This is a genomic window from Pseudomonas sp. PDM27 (assembly GCF_019219205.1).
Taxonomy (GTDB): Bacteria; Pseudomonadota; Gammaproteobacteria; order Pseudomonadales; family Pseudomonadaceae; genus Aquipseudomonas; species Aquipseudomonas laurylsulfatiphila.
Genome location: NZ_JAHUWF010000003.1, coordinates 152,553 through 173,971 on the forward strand (window position 1 = coordinate 152,553; position 21,419 = coordinate 173,971).

The window sequence follows — 21,419 nt, forward strand, 5'->3', positions numbered from 1 at the left end:
CCCTTAAGCCGCATCGCGCTTGGCGTCGTTGCGGTAAGCCTCTACCGCTTCGATCAAGGCTTGAAGAATCTCCGCACTCTCGCCGATCACCGAGAGGTCGGCACGCTTGATCATGTCGCAGCCAGGGTCGAGGTTGATCGCCACCACCTTGTCGCAGGCACCGATGCCCTGCAGGTGCTGGATCGCCCCGGAAATCCCCACGGCCACATAGACCCGTGCAGTCACCCAGGTACCGGATGCCCCGACCTGACGGTCGCGGGCCATGAAGCCGTCGTCCACCGCCACCCGGGATGCGCCTTCGGTCGCGCCAAGGGCTTCGGCGGTCCTGTGGAAAAGGCCCCAGTCCTTGACCCCGTTGCCGCCGGAGAAAATGAACTCGGCCTCGGCCATCGGAATCGCGGCCGGGTCCACCGCTACCGCACCCAGGTCTTCAATCCGCGACAGGCTGCGCGCCACGGTTGTGGATAACTCCACCGGCAACGCTTCATGACGGGTTTCACTGACCGGTTCGGCGCACTCGGCAGCCGCCAGAATCAAGCGCGCCAACGGACGGGCAAGGTCTTGCAGACCGGCACCGGCGCGGCCGATGCACTCCTGTTCCTTGACCTGCCAGACCCGTGTGGCGGGGCGTTCGCCCAGGGCGGCGGCAAAGCGTCGACCCAGTTCCCCGCCACCGGTGCGACTGTCCGGCAACAACCAGTGACGTGGGCTGAACTGGTTATCCACAGCCCGCAGGCCCTGGACCCGTTGCTCCGGTGCATAACCACTGAACGCTTCGCCTTCCAGCACCAGCAGGCGGTCGACGCCCGCCGTGGCAAAAGCGCTTTCCTTGTGCTCGCCGAACACCACGGCCAGCACCGCGCCGTCCTTGCCGGCCAGTTGATGGGCCAGGCCCAGCAGGTCGCGGTCGTGACTGCTCAAGCGGCCACCGACCATGTCCGGCACCACGCTGATGTAAAACGCCGGCGCGGCCACCTGATGCAATGGCAATTGCACTTCAACCGCGGCTGAACGTTTAGTCGTCCCGCCCTGCTGGGCGCCGCTGCGGTCGATGCGCTTGATGCCATTGGGGCCGATAAAGCCAATGCCATGGGGATTCTTGCGGATGACACCGTTAGGCCCCATCCAGCTGTGCTGCGCCGGTTGCATGGCCGCGTGCAATGGATGCAGACGGTTGCGGGCGATCCATTCGGCCCGAGGGTCGCGGCGGATAATGTCGCTCATCAGTGGGCCTCCGCAGGTTCACGCTTGACGGGTGTCTTGGCGGGCGCGGCGTCGTCGAGCAACGCGTCGGCCACCAGTTCGGCGATGTCCTTGATCAGCGGCCGGGGTTCGACCACGCCTTCGAGCATCGCGGTGCACTGTGGACAACCCACGGCCACCAGTTCGGCACCGGTTTCGCGGATGTCTTCCATGCGCATGTCAGGAATGCGTTGCTTGCCCGGAATGTCGGTGATCGGCGCGCCGCCACCACCGCCGCAGCAGCGGGAGCGGAAACCGGAACGTTGCATCTCTTTCACTTCGATCCCGAGCGCGCGCAACACCTGGCGCGGCGCCTCGTATTCGCCGTTGTAGCGGCCGAGGTAGCACGGGTCGTGGTAAGTCACGCTGTCACCTTTGTGCTGACCGAGGTTCAGCGCGCCAGCATCGATGATTTCCGCCATGTAGGTGCTGTGGTGCTGCACCAGGTAGTTGCCATCGAAGGCGCCGTATTCGTTTTTCAGCACGTGGAAGCTGTGCGGATCGCAGGTGACGATGCGGTTGAAGCTGTACTTGGCCAGGGTCTGGATGTTGCGCTTGGCCAGCAATTGGAACGTTGCTTCATCGCCCAGGCGCCGGGCCACGTCACCGCTGTCGCGTTCTTCGAGGCCGAGCACGGCGAAGTCGATTTTCGCCGCCTTGAGCACTTTGACGAAGGCGCGCAGGGTGCGCTGGTTGCGCATGTCGAAGGCGCCGTCGCCGACCCAGAACAGCACGTCGGTGGATTTCTTTTCGCTGAGCAGGTTGAGGTTCAAGTCCGCCGCCCAGTTCATCCGCCCGCCTGGCGCAAAGCCGCCCGGGTTGTCGGTGGCGATCAGGTTTTCCAGGACTTCGGCGCCCTTGTTCGGGGTCGCGCCCTTTTCCAGGGTCAAGTGACGGCGCATGTCGACGATGGCATCGACGTGCTCGATCATCATCGGGCACTCCTCGACGCAGGCGCGGCAAGTCGTGCACGACCACAGGGTCTCGGCGTCCACCAGACCGTTGACGATCGGTTGATGCGGATTCCCAGCGTGCTCGCCAATCGCTTTGCCGGGATAGGGGCTGCCAGCGAATTTTGCATCGGTGCCACCGGCCAGGCCGACGACCATGTCCTGAATCAGTTTTTTCGGGTTCAACGGCTGGCCGGCGGCGAAGGCCGGGCACGCGGCTTCGCATTTACCGCACTGCACGCAGGCGTCGAAGCCAAGCAATTGGTTCCAGGTGAAATCCTTGGGTTTTTCCACACCCAGTGGCGCACTCAGGTCGCTAAGATCCAGCGGCTTCAAACCGGTGGAACGGCCGCCGCCAAAACGTTCGGCGCGGCGGTGCCAGGCCAAGTGCAAGGCGCCGGCAAAGGCGTGCTTCATCGGCCCGCCCCAGGTCATGCCGAAGAACAGCTCCGACACGCCCCACAACACGCCAACCCCGAGAATCGCTGCCAACAGCCAGCCGCCGAAGTTTTCCGGGAGGATGCCCGCCACCGGCAGGGTCAACAGGAAGAACGAGGCCGAGAACGCCAGCAGGCTTTTCGGCAGGCGCATCCATGGGCCTTTCGACAGACGCGACGGCGGGTTGCGCCGACGCAGGTAAACGAAGATCGCGCCGACGAACATCACCGCCGACATCAGCAGCAGCGCATAGCCGAGGAAGCGGTTATGCAGGCCGAAACCATGCACCAGAATCGCCAACACGATGGACGCCACCGCACCCCCGGCCGTGGCGACGTGGGTGTTGGCAATGTATTTGTCCCGCGCCACCACATGGTGCAAGTCGACCATGTAGCGCTTGGGCATGGCGAACAGGCCGCCGATCAGGTCGACTTTCGAAGCCCGGCCCCGGCGCCACATGGCCACCCGCCGCAACGCGCCCAGGACACCAAGGCCCAGGGCTGCGAACAACAGGATTGGAAGAAGGGTGTTCAACATGGTGAAGCTCCCACCAGAACATCTTGGAGAAACGCGGTCAGCGGTTCCTGTGGGAGCGGGCTTGCCCGCGAAAGCGGTGGGTCAGTCGACATCAATGTCGGCAGACAGATTGCATTCGCGGGCAAGCCCGCTCCCACAGGGTCAAGTGCAGCCTTTAGAAATCCTTGCACAACCGCAGCGCGTCATAGATCGCCGCGTGCACGTTACGCTGGGCCACGCAGTCACCAATGCGGAACAGCAGGTAGCCGTCGCCGCTCTGTTCCAGGCAAGGTTGCGGCTTGATCGCGAACAAGGCTTCGACGTCGATCTGGCCTTTGTTGCGCGAGCCTTCCTTCAGCGCGTAGTAGATTTCTTCGTCCGGACGCACGCCGTTTTCCACGACCACCTGGTCAACCACCCGCTCCTCTTTGGCGCCGGTGTATTCGTTTTCCAGTACCGCCACCAGCTTGTCGCCTTCGCGGTAGACCTTCTCCAGCATCATGTCGCCGGTCATGATCACTTCTTTCGGGTACATGCTGCGGTAGTAAGTCGGGAACGATGTACCCCCGATGGCCACGCCCGGCTTGATATCGTCGGTGACGATCTCGACCTGGCTGCCCTTGTCCGCGATGAAGTCAGCGGTCGACATGCCGGTGAACTCGCAAATGGTGTCGTAGACCAGCACGTTCTTGCCCGGTGCAACCTTGCCGTCGAGGATGTCCCAGCTGCTGACCACCAGGCCTTCAGCCGCGCCCCAGTGTTCGTTCTGCTCGATGAACGGATGACCGCCGACAGCCAGCACCACCACGTCCGGACGCAGGTCCATGATGGTTGGCGCGTCAGCCGCGGTGCCCAGGCGCAGGTCGACTTTCAACCGTGCCAGTTCCAGCTGATACCAGCGGGTGATACCGGCGATCTGGTCCCGTTGCGGGGCTTTCGATGCGGTGGTGATCTGCCCGCCGATGAACTCCTTTTTCTCGAACAGGGTCACGTCGTGGCCACGCTCGGCGGCCACGCGGGCGGCCTCCATCCCGGCAGGACCGGCACCGACCACCACCACCTTGCGTTTCACGCCAGTGGTTTTTTCGATGATGTGCGGCAGGCCCATGTATTCACGAGAAGTCGCGGCGTTCTGGATGCACAGCACATCCAGGCCCTGATACTGACGGTCGATGCAGTAGTTGGCACCGACACATTGCTTGATCTGGTCGATCTGGCCCATCTTGATCTTGGCGATCAGGTGCGGGTCGGCGATGTGCGCGCGGGTCATGCCGACCATGTCGACGTAACCGCCTTCCAGAATACGGGTGGCCTGGTTCGGGTCCTTGATGTTCTGCGCGTGCAGCACTGGAACCTTGACCACTTCCTTGATGCCGGCCGCCAGGTGCAGGAACGGCTCCGGCGGATAACTCATGTTCGGAATCACGTTGGCCAGGGTGTTGTGGGTGTCGCAACCCGAACCCACGACGCCGATGAAGTCGAGCATGCCGGTGTCGTCGTAATACTTGGCGATCTGCTTCATGTCTTCGTGGGACAGGCCGTCCGGGTGGAACTCGTCACCACAGATGCGCATGCCCACGCAGAAATCGTCACCGACCTCGGCGCGTACGGCTTTCAAGACTTCCAGACCGAACTTCATCCGGCCTTCGAAGGTGCCGCCCCATTCGTCGGTACGCTTGTTGACCCGCGGGCTCCAGAACTGGTCGATCATGTGCTGGTGCACCGCCGACAGCTCGACACCGTCCAGGCCACCGGCCTTGGCGCGGCGAGCCGCTTGAGCGTAGTTACCGATCACCCGCCAGATCTCTTCCGGCTCGATGGTTTTGCAAGTGGCACGGTGCACCGGCTCGCGCACACCCGACGGCGACATCAGCGTCGGCCAGTTGAAGCCGTCCCAACGCGAGCGACGGCCCATGTGGGTAATCTGGATCATGATCTTGGCGCCGTGCTTATGCATGGCATCGGCCAGATTCTGGAAGTGCGGAATGATGCGGTCGGTGGACAGGTTGACCGAACTCCACCACTCCTGCGGGCTGTCGATGGCCACCACGGACGAACCGCCGCAAATCGCCAGGCCGATCCCGCCCTTGGCTTTCTCTTCGTAATACTTGACGTACCGATCGGTGGTCATGCCGCCGTCGGTGGCATAAACCTCGGCGTGCGCGGTGCTGAGCACGCGGTTACGGATGGTCAGTTTGCCGATCTGGATCGGCTGGAACATTGCTTCGAAAGCCATGGCGGGTTCCTCGACTTACAACGGCTTGACGATGAACAAGCCGTCTTCGTGGCCCTCTTCGGAGCCACCGTAGACTTGCTCGGCCACGGTGCGGATCTTGCTGCCGCGAGCGGCGAGGATCTGGTCCATCGCGCCGGCAAACCAGCCAGTGAACATGTAGTCGACCTTGCGCCCGACCTTGCCGTACACGTAGACGAACGCCGAGTGTTCGAGCTTGACGCTGGCGGTGCCTTTGTCGAGGTCGATGTCCTGGATCTTGAACAGGCCCCAGCCGCGCTGCGACAGGCGCTTCATGTAGTGTTCGAACACCGCGACGCCTTCCAGGCCATGGCATTCGGCTTCTTTTTCACACCAGTGCCAGGCGGATTTGTAGCCGGCCTTGTAGAGGATTTCGGCATAGGCTTCAGCGCCCAGCACTTCCTCGATGCCCATGTGGTTGTTGACGAAGAAATGCCGTGGCACATACAGCATCGGCAGGGCGTCGGACGTCCAGACACCGGTCTCGCTGTCGACTTCGATTGGCAATTGCGGGGCGATCTTGGCCATGGAAACTTAACTCCAGAAAAATTTTGGTGTTGCCCCCGGCGCGGGCGGCCGGGGGAAAGGATTCAGAGGTGCAGTGGCTTACTCGCCCCAAACGTCCTTGAGGACGTTCACCCAGTTTTCGCCCATGATCTTGCGTACCACTCGCTCGGAGTGGCCGCGCTTGAGCAGGGTTTCGGTCAGGTTCGGGAACTCGCCCACGGTGCGGATACCCAGCGGGTTGATGATCTTGCCGAAGCTGGTCAGGCGGCGGGCGTAGCCCTTGTCGTGGGTCAGGTATTCGAAGAAGTCCTGGCCATGGCCCTGGGTGAAGTCGGTGCCGATGCCGATGGCGTCTTCGCCGACGATGTTCATCACGTACTCGATGGCTTCGGCGTAGTCGTCGATGGTCGAGTCGATACCCTTGGCGAGGAATGGCGCGAACATGGTGACGCCGACAAAGCCGCCGTGGTCGGCAATGAACTTGAGTTCTTCATCGGACTTGTTGCGTGGGTGCTCCTTGAGCCCCGACGGCAGGCAGTGGGAGTAGCAGACCGGCTTTTTCGACTCGAGGATGACTTCTTCGGAAGTCTTGGAGCCAACGTGGGACAGGTCGCACATCACGCCAACGCGGTTCATCTCGGCGACGATTTCGCGACCGAAGCCCGACAGACCGCCATCACGCTCATAGCAACCGGTGCCCACCAGGTTCTGGGTGTTGTAGCACATCTGCACGATGCCCACGCCGAGCTGCTTGAACACCTCGACATAGCCGATCTGGTCTTCATAGGCATGGGCATTCTGGAAGCCGAAGAGGATGCCGGTCTTGCCCTGCTCCTTGGCCTTGCGGATGTCGGCGGTGGTACGCACCGGCATCACCAGGTCGCTGTTCTCGCGGATCAGCTTCTGGCTCGCGGCAATGTTGTTGACGGTGGCCTGAAAGCCCTCCCACACCGACACGGTGCAGTTGGCTGCGGTCAAACCGCCCTTGCGCATGTCTTCGAACAGTTCACGGTTCCACTTGGCAATAATCAGCCCGTCGATAACGATGCTGTCGGCGTGCAATTCGGCTGGGCTCATCAGGCTGTCCCCTTATTAGCGATTCATGCGCCGAATCGTCTGCCGGCGCTTTGGGGCCAGCATATGCCTCGGTGCCTCGGCGACCGGGTGCAAAAACGACAGGGGGTTTGCCGAAAGCGTCAATCCGCGACAAAGGGTCGTCGCCAGGCACAATCAGCGACCTGTTCAAGGCCCTCGGCTTGGGCCAGAATTCGCTGCATCACTGGAATAGAGCGGCGACCTGAATGAAATCCATCCTTCTGGCTTTGGCACTGATTGCGACCGGCGTACACGCAGCGGAGGAGTCCGACGACAACCCGTGCGATAAAGTCGAAAACGACGTCCAGACCCTCGAGTGCTCGGCCTTCAGCAAAACCAGCGCCGAAGACCTGCTCAAGGAAAACCTCCAGGGCCTGAGCGACCGCATGCAGTCGCAATACGGCAAAAACCCGTCGCAACTGGCCGACATCACCGCCAAGCTCAAGGCCGCCCAACAGCAATGGCTGAAGACCCGGGATGCCGACTGCGCCGTCGAAGCCTTCCCGGCCACCGGTGGCAGCAAGGCGTTCACCATTGCCCAGAACGACTGCATTGCGCGGATGAGTGATGAACGGTCGGAGTTTTTGGAGTCGATTGGGCAGGAATGATCCATTCGCCACTCAACTTGAGCTGTAAGCTGCACGCTTCAGCCAGTAAAGGGATTCAACATGAAAGTCTGCGGCATCGAAATCAAAGGCAGCGAAGCGATCATCGCCGTGGCCACGCTGGACGGCCAGGCGCTGAGCCATGTCGCGCTCGCCACCAAGAAAATTGCCCTGGACGATGACGACGAAGCCGCCAACGTCAAAGTGTTTGCCGCTCAGGTCGCCTCCTTTGTGCGCGAAAATTCCATCGACCGCATCGCGATCAAGAAGCGCAGCAAGAAAGGTGAATTCGCCGGTGGTCCGACCACGTTCAAGATCGAAGGGGTTTTCCAGTTACTGGAGAATTGCGAAGTGACGCTGCTATCGCCGCAGACCATCACGGCGCAGTGCAAGAAATTCAATGTCGAGCTGCCGCAGACGCTGAACAAGTATCAGCATGAGGCGTTTAAAGCGGCTTGTTCGGCGCTGTTGAAGAAGTAATACCGCCAAGATCAAAAGATCGCAGCCTTCGGCAGCTCCTACAGGAGGACCCCATGTAGGAGCTGCCAAAGGCTGCGATCTTTTGATTTTACGCTTTAGCGGTACGTCGATCCTCCCGCGGGCATCGCTCATATTTCGCCCGATAACTGCGGGTGAAATACGACGGTGACTCAAACCCGCAGGCAATGCTCACCTCCAGCACGCTCATGTCTGTCTGACGGAGCAGTTGCCGCGCCTTCTCCAGCCTCAGTCGCAGATAGAAATTGCTCGGCGTGTCGTTCAGGTGCAACCGGAACAACCGCTCCAACTGCCGCCGCGTCACCTTGATCGATTCCGCCAGTTCCAGCGTACTCAGCGGCGGTTCGCTGTGCTGTTCCATCTCACCGATCACCTGCACCAGCTTCTTGTTGCTGATGCCGTAGCGCGTGGCGACTTCCATGCGTTGGTGGTCTTTGCGCGGACGGATGCGGCCGAGCACAAATTGTTCGCTGACCTGGATCGCCAGTTCCGGGCCATGGGCCTGGGCGATCAAATCCAGCATTAAATCGATGGAGGCGGTGCCGCCAGCGGAGGTGATGCGCCGGCGGTCGATCTCGAACAATTCCTGGGTGACGCTGAGCTGTGGATAAGACTCCTTGAAGGCGTCGATGGCTTCCCAGTGCAGGGTCAGGCGATGGCCGTCGAGCAAACCCGCCTCGGCGAGGATGAAACTGCCGGTGTCGATGGCGCCAAGGGTCACGCCTTCGTTGTCCAGTCGGCGCAACCAATGTTCAAGTGCCGGGGTCGCGAATTTCAGGGGTTCGAAGCCGGCGACCACCAACAAGGTCGCGCCCTTCTTCAGCGGCTCCAGCGCCGCATCGGCGTTGACCGACATACCGTTACTGGCCAGCACTGCCCCGCCATCGGCGCTCAGCACATGCCAGCGATAAAGCTCGCCACGAAAGCGATTGGCGACCCGCAACGGCTCGATGGCCGAGATGAATCCGATGGCCGAGAAACCCGGCATCAACAAGAAGTAGAAATCCTGGGACATGGAGCGCACTCGCTTAGCAGGTAACAAGAGGCCAGGTAACGAGAGGGCGGGCAGCGTGAGGATGTTGATACGCCAGTTGCAAGCGGCTTTCAAGAGCGCAGGTCGCTGCAGTGCAAGAGCTGGTCGCCGCAGTGCGCTTTCATCGGTGCTTTGCTGCGTAACTTGGCATCACCGGCGCATCAGACACCGGAACTCACAATAAACGAACTGCCGAGGAACCTGAGAATGAAACGACTGATCAGCAGCTGTGTTCTTGCACTCAGTGGTACCGCGTTACTGAGCGCCAGTGTCATGGCCGCCGAACCCGCCGCATGCCAGAACGTGCGCATGGGTGTAGTGAACTGGACCGACGTAATCGCCACCAGTGCCATGACCCAGGTATTGCTCGATGGCCTCGGCTACAGCACCAAACAAACCAGCGCCTCCCAGCAAATCATCTTCGCCGGGATCCGCGACCAGCGTCTGGACCTGTTCCTCGGCTACTGGAACCCGCTGATGACCCAGACCATCACCCCCTTCGTCGATGCCAAGCAGGTCAAGGTGCTTGAAGCGCCAAGCCTGCAAGACGCCCGCGCGACCCTCGCCGTGCCGACCTACCTCGCTGACAAGGGCCTGAAAACCTTCGCTGACATCGCCAAATTCGAAAAAGAACTGGGCGGCAAGATCTACGGCATCGAGCCTGGCTCGGGCGCCAATACCCAGATCAAGGCGATGATCTCCAAGAACCAGTTCGGCCTCGGCAAGTTCCAGCTGGTCGAGTCCAGTGAAGCCGGCATGCTCGCCGCGGTGGATCGCGCCGTGCGTCGCAACGAAGCCGTGGTGTTCTTCGGCTGGGCCCCGCACCCGATGAACGTCAACGTGAAAATGACCTACCTCACCGGCAGCGACGACGCCCTCGGCCCGAACGAAGGCAAGGCAACCGTGTGGACCGTCACCGCGCCGACCTACACCGAGCAATGCCCGAACATCGGTCGCCTGCTGAGCAACCTGACGTTCACCGCCGAAGACGAGAGCCGGATGATGCAGCCACTGCTGGACCACAAGGACGCTCTCGAGTCGGCCAAAAGATGGCTCAAGGATCACCCGCAGGACAAAAAACGCTGGCTTGAAGGCGTCACTACCTTCGATGGCAAACCGGCCGCTGAAAACCTGCAACTGACCAGTAAATAAACCCGAACCCACCACCGTATCGCAGCCCAAACGGGCTGCGAACGGGACCACCACGCCCGGCCAAAACCAAAAACTCGCCTGTAAGGAACCGCCAAATGAACCACGACGTCATCATCACCTGCGCACTCACCGGTGCTGGCGACACGACCGCCAAGAGCCCACACGTGCCGGTCACCCCGAAACAAATCGCGGCTGCCGCCGTGGAAGCCGCCAAGGCCGGTGCCACCGTGGTTCACTGCCATGTACGTGACCCGCAAACCGGCAAGTTCAGCCGTGATGTGGCGCTGTATCGCGAGGTGATGGAGCGTATCCGCGAGGCGGACGTGGACATCATCGTCAACCTCACTGCCGGCATGGGCGGCGACCTGGAAATCGGTGCCGGCGAAAATCCGATGGAATTCGGCCCGAACACCGATCTGGTCGGCCCGCTGACCCGCCTGGCCCACGTCGAAGAACTGCTGCCGGAAATCTGCACCCTCGATTGCGGCACCCTGAACTTCGGCGACGGCGACACCATTTACGTCTCCACCCCGGCCCAGCTGCGCGCTGGTGCCAAACGCATTCAAGAGCTGGGCGTGAAGGCCGAGCTGGAAATCTTCGACACCGGCCACCTGTGGTTCGCCAAGCAGATGATCAAGGAAGGCCTGCTCGACAACCCGTTGTTCCAGCTGTGCCTGGGCATCCCGTGGGGCGCTCCGGCGGACACCACCACCATGAAGGCCATGGTCGACAACCTGCCGGCCGACGCGGTCTGGGCCGGCTTCGGTATCGGTCGCATGCAGATGCCGATGGCGGCGCAAGCGGTGTTGCTCGGCGGCAACGTGCGGGTCGGGCTGGAAGACAACCTGTGGCTGGACAAGGGCGTGCTGGCGACCAACGGCCAACTGGTCGAACGCGCCACGGAAATCCTCAGCCGCCTCGGTGCCCGCGTGCTCACCCCCGCTGAAGGCCGCAAGAAAATGGGCCTGACCCAGCGCGGTTAATTCACAACAACTTTCCCCCTGTGGGAGCGAGCTTGCTCGCGAAGGCGGCATGACTGACGCAAGAGATCTGTCGGATGTACAGACCTCTTCGCGAGCAAGCTCGCTCCCACAGTTTTTTTCCGAGCCAAATTCAGGAATTGACCATGAGCTTCATCACCGAAATCAAAACCTTCGCCGCCCTGGGCAGCGGTGTCATCGGCAGCGGCTGGGTGTCCCGCGCCCTCGCCCATGGCCTGGACGTAGTGGCCTGGGACCCGGCACCAGGCGCTGAAGCAGCCCTGCGCAAACGCGTCGCCAACGCTTGGGGCGCACTGGAGAAACAAGGACTGGCGCCAGGTGCATCGCAGGATCGCCTGCGTTTTGTCGCGACCATCGAAGAATGCGTTCGCGACGCTGACTTCATCCAGGAAAGCGCCCCGGAACGCCTTGAGCTGAAACTGGACCTGCACAGCAAAATCAGCGCGGCGGCCAAGCCCAATGCGTTGATCGGCTCCAGCACCTCCGGCCTGCTGCCGAGCGAGTTCTACGAGAGCGCCACGCACCCGGAGCGCTGCGTGGTCGGTCACCCGTTCAACCCGGTTTACCTGCTGCCGCTGGTCGAAGTGGTCGGCGGTAAAAACACCGCGCCCGAAGCCGTGCAAGCGGCGATGAAAGTCTATGAATCCCTGGGGATGCGCCCGTTGCACGTGCGCAAGGAAGTGCCGGGGTTCATCGCCGACCGCCTGCTCGAAGCGCTGTGGCGTGAGGCGCTGCATCTGGTCAACGACGGCGTGGCGACTACCGGTGAAATCGACGATGCGATTCGTTTCGGCGCAGGCTTGCGCTGGTCGTTCATGGGCACCTTCCTGACCTACACCCTGGCCGGTGGTGATGCCGGTATGCGTCACTTCATGGCGCAGTTCGGCCCGGCGTTGCAGTTGCCATGGACCTACCTGCCGGCACCGGAACTGACCGACAAACTGATCGACGATGTGGTCGAGGGCACCAGCGATCAACTGGGCAAACACAGCATTTCGGCACTGGAGCGCTATCGTGATGACTGCCTGCTGGCAGTGCTGGAGGCGGTGAAGACCACCAAAGAGAAGCATGGGATGGCCTTCAGCGAGTAACCCCCAGGCCTGGGGCCAGCAGCACTGGCCCCATCGCGAGCAAGCTCGCTCCCACAGGGGATCTGCTGAGTGACATAGATTGTATTCACACTTCAAATCAACTGTGGGAGCGAGCCTGCTCGCGAAGACGGCAGCCCAGTCACCACCAATGTTGGATCAGACATCATGCCCACCCTCACCACCTACCAAACCACCATCATCCCCGACTGGGTCGACTACAACGGCCACCTGCGCGACGCCTTCTACCTGCTGATTTTCAGCTACGCCACCGATGCCCTGATGGATCGCCTGGGCCTGGACAGCAACAGCCGGGAAGCCAGCGGCAACTCGTTGTTCACTCTCGAACTGCACCTCAACTACCTGCACGAAGTGAAACTCGACGCCCAAGTCGAAGTGCACACCCAGATCATCGCCCACGACAGCAAACGCCTGCACCTCTATCACAGCCTGCATCTGGTCGGAGATGACAAGGAGCTCGCCGGTAATGAACAGATGCTGCTGCACGTGGATCTCGCCGGACCCCGTTCGGCCCCGTTCAGCGAACAGTCCTTGAATCGGCTGCAAGCCATCGTCGCCGAACAGGCGGACCTGCCAACGCCCGGGTACATTGGCCGAGTGATCGCATTACCCCCAAAAAAATAACAAGGAGATCGCCATGAACACCGCCGCTGCATTTGCCGACTTTCGTACCTATCCGTTGATCAGCGCGCTGACTGGCGTGCAGACATTGGCGGACCGGGTTCTGGTGAAGTGGGCCGACGATCGCGTCAGCCCTTTCCACCATCAATGGCTGCGGGACAACTGCCCGTGCCCGCTATGCGTCTACACCGTGACCCGCGAGCAAGTACTGGAAATCGTCGATGTGGCTCAAGACCTGATGCCTGACGCCGTACACATCGACACCGATGGCAGCCTGTCGGTGGATTGGCAGGATGGCCACGCCAGCCGCTTCGATCCCGGCTGGCTGCGCGCCCACGCCTATGACGATGAATCCCGCGCCGAACGCCTGGCACGCAAGCCCAAAGCCAGGCTCTGGCACAGCGATTTGCAGTTGCCGGTATTCGAATATCAAGCACTGATGAACGACCCGCAGGCGTTGCTGCAATGGCTGCTGGCGGTTCGCGATGTCGGCCTGACCCAGGTTCGTGGCGTGCCTACCGAACCCGGCTCCCTGAAGCTGATCGCGCAACGGATTTCCTTCATCCGCGAGAGCAATTTCGGCGTGCTGTTCAACGTGCAATCGAAGGCCGACGCCGACAGCAACGCCTACACCGCTTTCAACCTGCCGCTGCACAGTGATTTGCCGACCCGAGAGCTGCAACCGGGGCTGCAATTCCTGCATTGCCTGGTCAATGACGCCGAGGGCGGCGAAAGCATATTTGTCGACGGTTTTGCCATCGCCGATGCGCTGCGCCGAGAAGACCCGGAGTCATTCAAAAGCCTTTGCGAAATCCCCGTAGAGTTTCGCAACAAGGACCGCCACAGCGACTACCGCTGCCTCGCGCCGATCATCGCCCTGGATACGTTGGGGCAGGTATCGGAAATCCGCATGGCGAACTTTCTGCGCGGACCGTTCGACACCTCGGTGGAACAGATGCCCAGGCTCTATCACGCCTACCGGCGCTTTATCGCGATGACGCGCGAACCCCGGTTCCGCCTGATGCAGCGGCTCAATCCCGGTGAGCTGTGGTGCTTCGACAACCGCCGCACCCTGCACGCCCGCAACGCCTTCGACCCCGCCACCGGGGCGCGGCACTTCCAGGGTTGCTATGTCGACCGGGATGAGTTGTTGTCGCGGATTCTGGTGTTGCAGCGTTAAGCCTCTAAAAGATCGCAGCCTTCGGCAGCTCCTACAGGTGAAATACGATCCATGTAGGAGCTGCCGAAGGCTGCGATCTTTTGCTTTTCAACCGACCAAAAAAAGCCCCGATCAAGCCGTGACAGGATCGAGGCAGAGGGTACTGTTGAGGAGCTGCCGTGCGAGGGTGACCAAACCTTCGTGAAGCGAGCTGAGCCCAGTGTGCCCACTCCTGTGCACGGCAAGTTAGTCGAAAACGACCTGTTCATAGCCATTGCGGCCATTGCGACAATTCGCCCTTGCCGCTACTGCGTGGCCCTACCAGAATCGAGCCACGACACCGTTCCCTGAAGAAGGATTGCGTCATGATGCACGCCGATTTGATAGACCAGGAAGACCTGTTGGGCCAGCTCAAGTCGTTGGGATTCGAGGTGCCCACCGGCGCCACCGCCGAGCAGGCCTGCGAGTGTGCTGTACGGGGTTTGAACGATGTACGGGCGATGACCCTGCGGACCATGGTCAAGCAGATGTACACCAGCAGCGCGACGATCCTGCCAGCAGTGCGTCAGGCGATCGACAAGCAGTTGTTGCCGGCATTGGCGGAGTATCAGCAGAGCCACACAGGCCGATAAATCCATTCGCGAGCAGGCTCGCTCCCACATTCGACCGCATTCCTCTGCTGGAACTCGGTCAACTGTGGGAGCGAGCCTGCTCGCGATGAAAACGCCTCGGTTTAAAGCCGTACGCTGGCAAACGTCGACTCATTACGCGCCTGGCTCAGCGCCGACAACGGCCCGGACAACGGCGACAGCACCAAGGCTTGCGGCAACGGCATCATCGCCACTTGCTGGGTAGTGTTGGAGCCTACACGCTCGTCACGCGGCGGAATGCCGAAGTATTCGCGGTAGCACTTGGAGAAGTGCGGCGTGGAAACAAAACCGCACACCGACGCCACTTCGATGATCGACATCGGCGTTTGCTTGAGCAGTTGCCGGGCGCGGATCAGGCGCAGCTTGAGGTAGTAACGCGACGGCGAGCAGTGCAGGTATTTCTGGAACAGACGTTCGAGCTGGCGACGGGATACCGCGACATAGACGGCCAGTTCGTCGAGATCGATCGGCTCTTCGAGGTTGGCCTCCATCAGCGCAACGATTTCCTGCAGTTTTGGCTGATTCGTGCCGAGCATGTGCTTGAGCGGCACACGCTGGTGATCCTGCTCGTTGCGAATGCGCTCGTAGACAAACATCTCCGAAATGGCCGCCGACAGTTCACGGCCGTGATCGCGGCTGATCAGGTGCAGCATCATGTCCAGCGGCGCGGTGCCGCCGGAGCTGGTGAAACGGTTACGGTCGAGGGTGAACAGGCGGGTGCTCATGGCCACCCGCGGGAAAGCTTCCTGCATGGCTGCCAGGCATTCCCAGTGCACGCTGCAATCGAAGCCGTCGAGCAGGCCGGCGCAGGCCAGGGCCCAGCTGCCGGTGCACACCGCGCCGAGGCGGCGGGACTGGCGAGCCTGGCTTTGCAGCCATGACACATGTTCACGAGTCACAGTGCGCTGGATGCCGATACCGCCGCAGACGATGACAGTGTCCATTGGCGGGGCTTTGTGCATGGAGGCGTCGGGGGTGATCTGCAGGCCGTCACTGGCCCAGACCTGGCCGCCATCGACGGTGAGGGTGGTCCACCGATACAGCTCGCGACCGGACAACTGGTTGGCCATGCGCAGGGGTTCCACTGCGGAGGCCAGAGAAATCAGCGTGAAATTGTCCAGCAGCAGAAAGCCGATGGATTGAGGCGCACGGTTCTGGGGTTGGGCCCCGGAGTTGAACGTCGTCATCGCGGTATCTCCTCACACAAAGCGGGTGATGGCCTCAGGCGGAGGCTCTTTTTATTGCCATCGTTCTCGCGTGGGAGACGGGCTTTGTAATGACAGAGCAATTGCCATGCCTATTTTTGAATGTGCGTTCAATAACTCCTAAAAACGACGTCGGAATGTGTCTATATATGTCTTGCAAGGCGTGGGGATTTAAATGGCCATCAGGACTGGCAAGCGCCCGGGCTCACGAGCGGTGAGCAATTCGGTAGCACTTGTGGGAACGGCGTTGCGCCGCACTGGAAAGGAGTGTCACCGCAGGCACAGGTGACGAGCGGTCGAGGGCTGGCTGGCCCTCGATCAGTGGCAAGACAATTTATCTGTGAGCGACGCGCTAAAAGGAGGCGCGTTTTAATCCGGGTGTTCACTTAGCGCGCAGTTTTGACTGGTCTGGCGCTATCGCGAGCAAGCTCGCTCCCACAGGGATCAAGGTGAACACAATTTTTGTGACCGACGCAAAACCTGTGGGAGCGAGCTTGCTCGCGATGGGGTCGACGCGGTCTCAACACTCCACCGCACTCACCGCCAACCCACCCCGCGATGTCTCCTTATATTTGTCATGCATGTCGGCACCGGTATCGCGCATGGTGCGGATCACCCGGTCCAGCGAAATAAAGTGCTGGCCATCGCCCCGCAACGCCATCTGCGCGGCGTTGATCGCCTTCACCGCAGCAATCGCGTTGCGCTCGATGCACGGCACCTGGACCAGCCCACCCACCGGGTCGCAGGTCAGGCCGAGGTTGTGTTCCAGACCGATCTCCGCCGCGTTGCACAGTTGCTCTGGCGTGGCGCCAAGGATTTCCGCCAGCCCGGCGGCCGCCATGGCGCAGGCCGAACCGACTTCGCCCTGGCAACCGACTTCGGCACCGGAGATCGAGGCGTTCTTCTTGCACAGGATGCCCACCGCCGCCGCACCGAGGAAGTAGTCGACGACATTGGCGTCGGTCACGGCCTCGCTGAACTTCATGAAGTAGTGCAGCACTGCCGGAATGATCCCCGCCGCGCCGTTGGTCGGTGCCGTAACCATGCGCCCACCGGCGGCGTTTTCTTCGTTGACCGCCAGGGCGAACAGGTTGACCCATTCCATGGCGCTCAAGGTCGAGCCAATCACGTTGGGTTTGTTCAGTTCCTGAAGGCTGCGATGCAGCTTGGCCGCGCGGCGGCGCACGTTCAGCCCGCCGGGCAGGATGCCTTCGTGTTTCAGGCCCTGCTCAACGCAATCCTGCATGGCGCGCCAGAGCTTCATCAGGCCGCTGCGGATTTCCTCTTCGCTGCGCCAGACTTTCTCGTTGGCCATCATTAATTCCGCCACGCGCAGGTTGTGCTTCTTGCACAGCTGCAACAGCTCGGCGGCGCTGGAAAAGTCATAAGGAAGTACGGTGCGATCCAGATCCACGACACCGCTGGAGGCTTGCGCCTCATCGACGACAAAACCGCCGCCGACCGAATAGTAGGTGTCGCGATGCAATTCGCCGTCATCGCCTTCGACAATCAGGGTCATGGCGTTGGGGTGGAACGGCAGGTTTTCGTCGATCAGGCGCATGTCCCGAGCCCAGACGAACGGAACCGACAGGCGACCATCGAGCAACAGCGTGTGGGTTTCGTGCAAGGCCTGGATACGGATGCCGATTTGCGACGGATCGATCGCATCCGGCCACTCGCCCATCAGGCCCATGATCACCGCGTTGTCGCTGCCGTGGCCGATGCCGGTGGCCGACAACGAGCCAAACAGCTGGACTTCGACACGCCGCACCTGTTCCAGCAGCCCCCGCTCGCGCAAGCCCTGCACAAACAACGCCGCCGCCCGCATGGGCCCCACGGTGTGCGAACTGGAAGGTCCGATGCCGATTTTGAACAGGTCGAAAACACTGATAGCCATGACTGCCGAACTCCTGAATGGGCCCACTGCGCACGCCAAAGCGCAGGGTGACGGAGCTGCTACGCTGAAGCTGCAATCCGCCGAGATGACCGCATCATCAAGCTTTTATCGTGTTGTTCGACGTCTCTAACCGACGCACTCATGCCCACCAACGCCGCGTGTCTTTTACGCCGTGTTTTCGCCGTTTTTTTGCGGTTCAGAGGGGAAAAAAGGGCTGAAAAAATCTGTAAACGACGTCACCGACACTGGATGCGACCATCCCTGTACTGGATACGACGCACCCTGTAGGCGTCAGATTTTCACTGGTACATGATCATATCGACTCGATTGCAAGGCGCCGTGGTAGAGCTGTCTCCAGAACGCCATCCAACCGCAACCTATAAGTGCGGTGGTCCAGTCGGAACACTGCCAAAAAAAACACCAAGGAGTCCATCCATGAAAGGTTCCCCGTCGTTGTTGTTGGCCGCCATGCTTAGTCTGCCGGTTCTGGCGCAAGCCGCAGAACCGGCGCAGTGCAATACCGTAAACTTCTCCGATGTCGGCTGGACCGACATCACCGCGACAACCGCGACCACCAGCGTCGTGCTCAACGCCCTCGGCTACAAGACCAAGACCACCATGATTTCCGTGCCCGTGACCTACAAGTCGCTGGCCGACGGCAAGAACATGGACGTGTTCCTGGGGAACTGGATGCCGACCATGGAAAACGACATCAAGGCCTACCGCGATGCCGGCACCGTGGAAACCGTGCGTACCAACCTCAAGGGCGCCAAATACACCCTCGCCGTCCCTCAAGCCCTGTATGACAAGGGGCTGCATGACTTCGCCGACATCGCCAAATTCAAGAAAGAACTCGACGGCAAGATCTACGGCATCGAGCCTGGCAACGACGGCAACCGCCTGATCCAGTCGATGATCGACAAGAACGCCTTCGGCCTCAAGGACGCGGGCTTCAAGGTCGTCGAGTCCAGCGAAGCCGGCATGCTGTCGCAGGTCGACCGCGCGCAGAAACGTGACACCGCCGTGGTGTTCCTGGGTTGGGCGCCGCACCCGATGAACAAGCGTTTCAAGATTCAATACCTGACCGGCGGCGACGATTTCTTCGGCCCCGACTTTGGCGCCGCCACCGTGGCGACCAACACCCGCAAGGGCTACGCCGAGGAATGCAGCAACGTCGGTCAGTTGCTGAAAAACCTGGAGTTCACGGTCGACATGGAAAGCGAACTGATGGGCAACATCCTGGACGACAAGATGAAGCCTGACGCGGCCGCCAAGGCCTGGCTGAAAAAGAATCCACAGGTGCTCGATACCTGGCTCGCTGGCGTGACCACCACTGACGGTAAACCTGGCCTGGAAGCCGTGAAAGCCAAGCTCGCACAGTAATCGCTTATGCCGGACGGCCCAGGCCGTCCGGGCTGTTTATTTCCTTGCATGCGGACGTTCACTACCATGCTGATTGATCAGAAAATACCTCTAGGCCAGTACATCGCGGGCTTCGTTGAATGGTTGACGCAACACGGCGCCAACACCTTCGACGCAATCGCCGTGACACTGGAAACGATGATCCACGGCGTGACGTTTGCGCTGACCTGGTTCAACCCGCTGGCGCTGATCGGCCTGATCGCTCTACTGGCACACTTCATTCAACGCAAATGGGGCCTGACCGCGTTTGTCGTTGCCTCCTTTCTGCTGATCCTCAATCTGGGGTACTGGCAGGAAACCATGGAAACCCTGGCCCAGGTGTTGTTCGCCACCCTGGTCTGCGTGCTCATCGGTGTGCCCCTGGGCATCGTCGCCGCGCACAAGCCGATGTTCTATACTGTAATGCGTCCGGTACTCGATCTGATGCAGACCGTACCGACCTTCGTATACCTCATTCCTACCCTGACCCTCTTTGGTCTGGGTGTGGTCCCGGGCCTGATTTCGACGGTGGTGTTCGCGATTGCCGCGCCCATCCGCCTGACCTACCTGGGTATCCGCGATGTTCCGGAAGAACTGATGGACGCCGGCAAGGCCTTTGGCTGCTCCCGGCGTCAACTGCTCTCGCGAATCGAACTGCCCCACGCCATGCCAAGCATCGCGGCAGGCATCACCCAGTGCATCATGCTGTCTCTTTCGATGGTGGTGATCGCGGCACTGGTGGGCGCCGATGGTTTGGGCAAACCGGTGGTCAACGCACTGAACACTGCTGATATCGCCCTGGGCTTCGAAGCAGGCCTGGCGATCGTACTGCTGGCGATCATGCTCGACCGTATCTGCAAACAACCCGACGCCAAGGTAGGGGGTGACGCATGAGCATTATTCGCTTCGATAACGTTGACGTTATCTTCTCCAAAGATCCACGCGAGGCGCTCAAGCTGCTGGATCAGGGCATGACCCGCAACGAGATCCTGAAAAAGACCGGGCAGATCGTCGGTGTTGAAAAAGCCAGCCTGGATATCGAAAAAGGTGAAATCTGCGTACTGATGGGCCTGTCCGGCTCCGGCAAGTCCAGCCTGCTGCGCTGCATCAACGGCCTGAACACCGTCAGCCGTGGCAAGTTGTTCGTCGAGCACGAAGGCAAGCAGATCGACATCGCCTCCTGCACCCCGGCCGAACTGAAAATGATGCGCACCAAACGCATCGCGATGGTGTTCCAGAAGTTCGCCTTGATGCCTTGGCTGACCGTTCGCGAGAACATCAGCTTTGGCCTGGAAATGCAGGGTCGGCCTGAGAAGGAACGACGCAAACTGGTGGACGACAAGCTTGAGCTGGTGGGCCTGACCCAGTGGCGCAACAAGAAACCCAACGAGCTGTCCGGTGGTATGCAGCAACGCGTGGGCCTGGCCCGTGCCCTGGCGATGGACGCCGACATCCTGCTGATGGACGAACCGTTCTCGGCACTCGACCCGCTGATCCGCCAGGGTCTGCAGGACGAACTGCTGGAACTGCAACGCAAGCTGAGCAAGACCATCGTGTTCGTAAGCCACGACCTCGACGAAGCCCTGAAACTGGGCTCCCGTATCGCGATCATGAAAGACGGCCGGATCATCCAGTACAGCAAGCCGGAAGAAATCGTCCTCAACCCGGCGGACGACTACGTGCGGACCTTCGTGGCCCACACCAACCCGCTGAACGTACTGTGCGGCCGCAGCCTGATGCGCACCTTGGACAACTGCAAACGCATCAACGGTTCGGTGTGCCTGGATCCAGGCGGTGATTCGTGGCTGGACCTGGCCGAAGGCAACACCATCAAGGGCGCTCGCCAGAACGGGTCTGCGCTGGACTTGCAGAACTGGATACCGGGCCAGGCCGTTGAAGGCCTGGGTCGTCGACCAACCCTGGTGGACTCGAACATCGGCATGCGCGATGCGCTGCAGATTCGTTATCAGACCGGCAACAAGCTGGTGCTGCATGACAACAACAAGGTGGTGGGGATTCTGGGCGACAGCGAGCTGTATCACGCACTGCTCGGCAAGAACCTGGGGTAAGGCAACAGACACAAAAA

At 61.0% G+C, this 21,419-nt stretch carries 19 protein-coding genes; 11 read left to right on the forward strand and 8 right to left on the reverse strand.

Going from position 1 to position 21,419, the window contains the following annotated elements:
- Positions 1–3: 3 nt before the first annotated feature.
- From KW838_RS08530 to KW838_RS08550, 5 genes are all read right to left on the reverse strand, one after another.
- On the reverse strand, positions 4–1,224 hold the full coding sequence (locus tag KW838_RS08530; protein WP_218500892.1) for an electron transfer flavoprotein subunit alpha/FixB family protein: 1,221 nt from the start codon (positions 1,222–1,224) through the stop codon (positions 4–6).
- Positions 1,224–3,167, reverse strand: coding sequence for a dimethylglycine demethylation protein DgcB (dgcB, locus tag KW838_RS08535; protein ID WP_218500893.1), 1,944 nt, complete (start codon positions 3,165–3,167; stop codon positions 1,224–1,226). The genes KW838_RS08530 and dgcB overlap by 1 nt, the downstream gene beginning before the upstream one ends.
- 154 nt (positions 3,168–3,321) lie before the next feature.
- The gene (dgcA, locus tag KW838_RS08540) at positions 3,322–5,382 is read right to left on the reverse strand and encodes a dimethylglycine demethylation protein DgcA (RefSeq protein WP_007975506.1); all 2,061 of its coding nucleotides are present in this window, start codon (positions 5,380–5,382) and stop codon (positions 3,322–3,324) included.
- A 15-nt stretch (positions 5,383–5,397) separates the two neighbouring features.
- On the reverse strand, positions 5,398–5,928 hold the full coding sequence (locus KW838_RS08545) for a DUF5943 domain-containing protein (protein ID WP_007975505.1): 531 nt from the start codon (positions 5,926–5,928) through the stop codon (positions 5,398–5,400).
- 78 nt (positions 5,929–6,006) lie between these two features.
- A complete protein-coding gene (locus tag KW838_RS08550) occupies positions 6,007–6,984 on the reverse strand; it encodes a dipeptidase (protein WP_015097138.1) in 978 nt (325 codons plus the stop codon).
- Between the two features lie 224 nt (positions 6,985–7,208).
- On the opposite strand from KW838_RS08550, the gene KW838_RS08555 reads away from it, so the two are divergent.
- Together KW838_RS08555 and KW838_RS08560 are read left to right on the forward strand one after the other, a co-directional pair.
- Complete coding sequence (locus KW838_RS08555; protein ID WP_218500894.1) at positions 7,209–7,610, forward strand: lysozyme inhibitor LprI family protein; 402 nt, start codon at positions 7,209–7,211, stop codon at positions 7,608–7,610.
- A gap of 60 nt (positions 7,611–7,670) precedes the next feature.
- Complete coding sequence (locus KW838_RS08560) at positions 7,671–8,087, forward strand: DUF3010 family protein (protein WP_218500895.1); 417 nt, start codon at positions 7,671–7,673, stop codon at positions 8,085–8,087.
- 88 nt (positions 8,088–8,175) lie between these two features.
- On the opposite strand, the gene KW838_RS08565 is transcribed toward KW838_RS08560, so the two are convergent.
- Positions 8,176–9,120, reverse strand: a complete 945-nt coding sequence (locus KW838_RS08565; protein WP_102700689.1) for a GlxA family transcriptional regulator — start codon at positions 9,118–9,120, stop codon at positions 8,176–8,178.
- Positions 9,121–9,345: 225 nt separating this feature from the next.
- Here KW838_RS08565 and KW838_RS08570 point away from each other — a divergent pair, with 225 nt between their 5' ends.
- From KW838_RS08570 to KW838_RS08595, 6 genes are all read left to right on the forward strand, one after another.
- Complete coding sequence (locus KW838_RS08570) at positions 9,346–10,290, forward strand: choline ABC transporter substrate-binding protein (RefSeq protein WP_218500896.1); 945 nt, start codon at positions 9,346–9,348, stop codon at positions 10,288–10,290.
- A 95-nt stretch (positions 10,291–10,385) separates the two neighbouring features.
- Positions 10,386–11,273, forward strand: a complete 888-nt coding sequence (locus KW838_RS08575; RefSeq protein ID WP_008019488.1) for a 3-keto-5-aminohexanoate cleavage protein — start codon at positions 10,386–10,388, stop codon at positions 11,271–11,273.
- Positions 11,274–11,416: 143 nt separating this feature from the next.
- Positions 11,417–12,382, forward strand: coding sequence for an L-carnitine dehydrogenase (locus KW838_RS08580; RefSeq protein WP_102700688.1), 966 nt, complete (start codon positions 11,417–11,419; stop codon positions 12,380–12,382).
- A 165-nt stretch (positions 12,383–12,547) separates the two neighbouring features.
- Positions 12,548–13,024 carry a thioesterase family protein gene (locus KW838_RS08585; RefSeq protein ID WP_102700687.1) on the forward strand — a complete coding sequence of 159 codons (477 nt, stop codon included), beginning with the start codon at positions 12,548–12,550 and terminating at the stop codon, positions 13,022–13,024.
- 13 nt (positions 13,025–13,037) lie between these two features.
- Entirely contained in the window at positions 13,038–14,201 is a 1,164-nt protein-coding gene (locus tag KW838_RS08590; protein ID WP_218500897.1) for a gamma-butyrobetaine dioxygenase, read from the forward strand.
- Positions 14,202–14,545: 344 nt separating this feature from the next.
- The gene (locus KW838_RS08595; protein ID WP_007995656.1) at positions 14,546–14,812 is read left to right on the forward strand and encodes a hypothetical protein; all 267 of its coding nucleotides are present in this window, start codon (positions 14,546–14,548) and stop codon (positions 14,810–14,812) included.
- A gap of 101 nt (positions 14,813–14,913) precedes the next feature.
- Here KW838_RS08595 and KW838_RS08600 read toward each other — a convergent pair whose 3' ends face one another.
- Complete coding sequence (locus tag KW838_RS08600; RefSeq protein ID WP_007975492.1) at positions 14,914–16,017, reverse strand: GlxA family transcriptional regulator; 1,104 nt, start codon at positions 16,015–16,017, stop codon at positions 14,914–14,916.
- A 538-nt stretch (positions 16,018–16,555) separates the two neighbouring features.
- A complete protein-coding gene (locus KW838_RS08605; RefSeq protein ID WP_218500898.1) occupies positions 16,556–17,932 on the reverse strand; it encodes an L-serine ammonia-lyase in 1,377 nt (458 codons plus the stop codon).
- A gap of 435 nt (positions 17,933–18,367) precedes the next feature.
- Between KW838_RS08605 and KW838_RS08610 the strand changes: the two genes are divergently transcribed.
- The 3 genes from KW838_RS08610 (at position 18,368) to choV (ending at position 21,402) form a co-directional block, all read left to right on the forward strand.
- A complete protein-coding gene (locus KW838_RS08610) occupies positions 18,368–19,315 on the forward strand; it encodes a choline ABC transporter substrate-binding protein (protein ID WP_077048061.1) in 948 nt (315 codons plus the stop codon).
- Between the two features lie 66 nt (positions 19,316–19,381).
- Positions 19,382–20,227: a choline ABC transporter permease subunit gene (gene choW / locus KW838_RS08615; protein ID WP_102700684.1), complete on the forward strand. Its 846-nt coding sequence runs from the start codon at positions 19,382–19,384 to the stop codon at positions 20,225–20,227.
- Complete coding sequence (gene choV / locus KW838_RS08620; RefSeq protein WP_007975488.1) at positions 20,224–21,402, forward strand: choline ABC transporter ATP-binding protein; 1,179 nt, start codon at positions 20,224–20,226, stop codon at positions 21,400–21,402. The genes choW and choV overlap by 4 nt, the downstream gene beginning before the upstream one ends.
- Positions 21,403–21,419: the final 17 nt, after the last annotated feature.

Coding starts and splice junctions, on each gene's coding strand:
- KW838_RS08530 (WP_218500892.1), bottom strand. CDS start 1,224: ATGAGCGACATTATCCGCCGCGACCCTCGGGCCGAATGGATCGCCCGC.
- dgcB (WP_218500893.1), bottom strand. CDS start 3,167: ATGTTGAACACCCTTCTTCCAATCCTGTTGTTCGCAGCCCTGGGCCTT.
- dgcA (WP_007975506.1), bottom strand. CDS start 5,382: ATGGCTTTCGAAGCAATGTTCCAGCCGATCCAGATCGGCAAACTGACC.
- KW838_RS08545 (WP_007975505.1), bottom strand. CDS start 5,928: ATGGCCAAGATCGCCCCGCAATTGCCAATCGAAGTCGACAGCGAGACC.
- KW838_RS08550 (WP_015097138.1), bottom strand. CDS start 6,984: ATGAGCCCAGCCGAATTGCACGCCGACAGCATCGTTATCGACGGGCTG.
- KW838_RS08555 (WP_218500894.1), top strand. CDS start 7,209: ATGAAATCCATCCTTCTGGCTTTGGCACTGATTGCGACCGGCGTACAC.
- KW838_RS08560 (WP_218500895.1), top strand. CDS start 7,671: ATGAAAGTCTGCGGCATCGAAATCAAAGGCAGCGAAGCGATCATCGCC.
- KW838_RS08565 (WP_102700689.1), bottom strand. CDS start 9,120: ATGTCCCAGGATTTCTACTTCTTGTTGATGCCGGGTTTCTCGGCCATC.
- KW838_RS08570 (WP_218500896.1), top strand. CDS start 9,346: ATGAAACGACTGATCAGCAGCTGTGTTCTTGCACTCAGTGGTACCGCG.
- KW838_RS08575 (WP_008019488.1), top strand. CDS start 10,386: ATGAACCACGACGTCATCATCACCTGCGCACTCACCGGTGCTGGCGAC.
- KW838_RS08580 (WP_102700688.1), top strand. CDS start 11,417: ATGAGCTTCATCACCGAAATCAAAACCTTCGCCGCCCTGGGCAGCGGT.
- KW838_RS08585 (WP_102700687.1), top strand. CDS start 12,548: ATGCCCACCCTCACCACCTACCAAACCACCATCATCCCCGACTGGGTC.
- KW838_RS08590 (WP_218500897.1), top strand. CDS start 13,038: ATGAACACCGCCGCTGCATTTGCCGACTTTCGTACCTATCCGTTGATC.
- KW838_RS08595 (WP_007995656.1), top strand. CDS start 14,546: ATGATGCACGCCGATTTGATAGACCAGGAAGACCTGTTGGGCCAGCTC.
- KW838_RS08600 (WP_007975492.1), bottom strand. CDS start 16,017: ATGACGACGTTCAACTCCGGGGCCCAACCCCAGAACCGTGCGCCTCAA.
- KW838_RS08605 (WP_218500898.1), bottom strand. CDS start 17,932: ATGGCTATCAGTGTTTTCGACCTGTTCAAAATCGGCATCGGACCTTCC.
- KW838_RS08610 (WP_077048061.1), top strand. CDS start 18,368: ATGAAAGGTTCCCCGTCGTTGTTGTTGGCCGCCATGCTTAGTCTGCCG.
- choW (WP_102700684.1), top strand. CDS start 19,382: ATGCTGATTGATCAGAAAATACCTCTAGGCCAGTACATCGCGGGCTTC.
- choV (WP_007975488.1), top strand. CDS start 20,224: ATGAGCATTATTCGCTTCGATAACGTTGACGTTATCTTCTCCAAAGAT.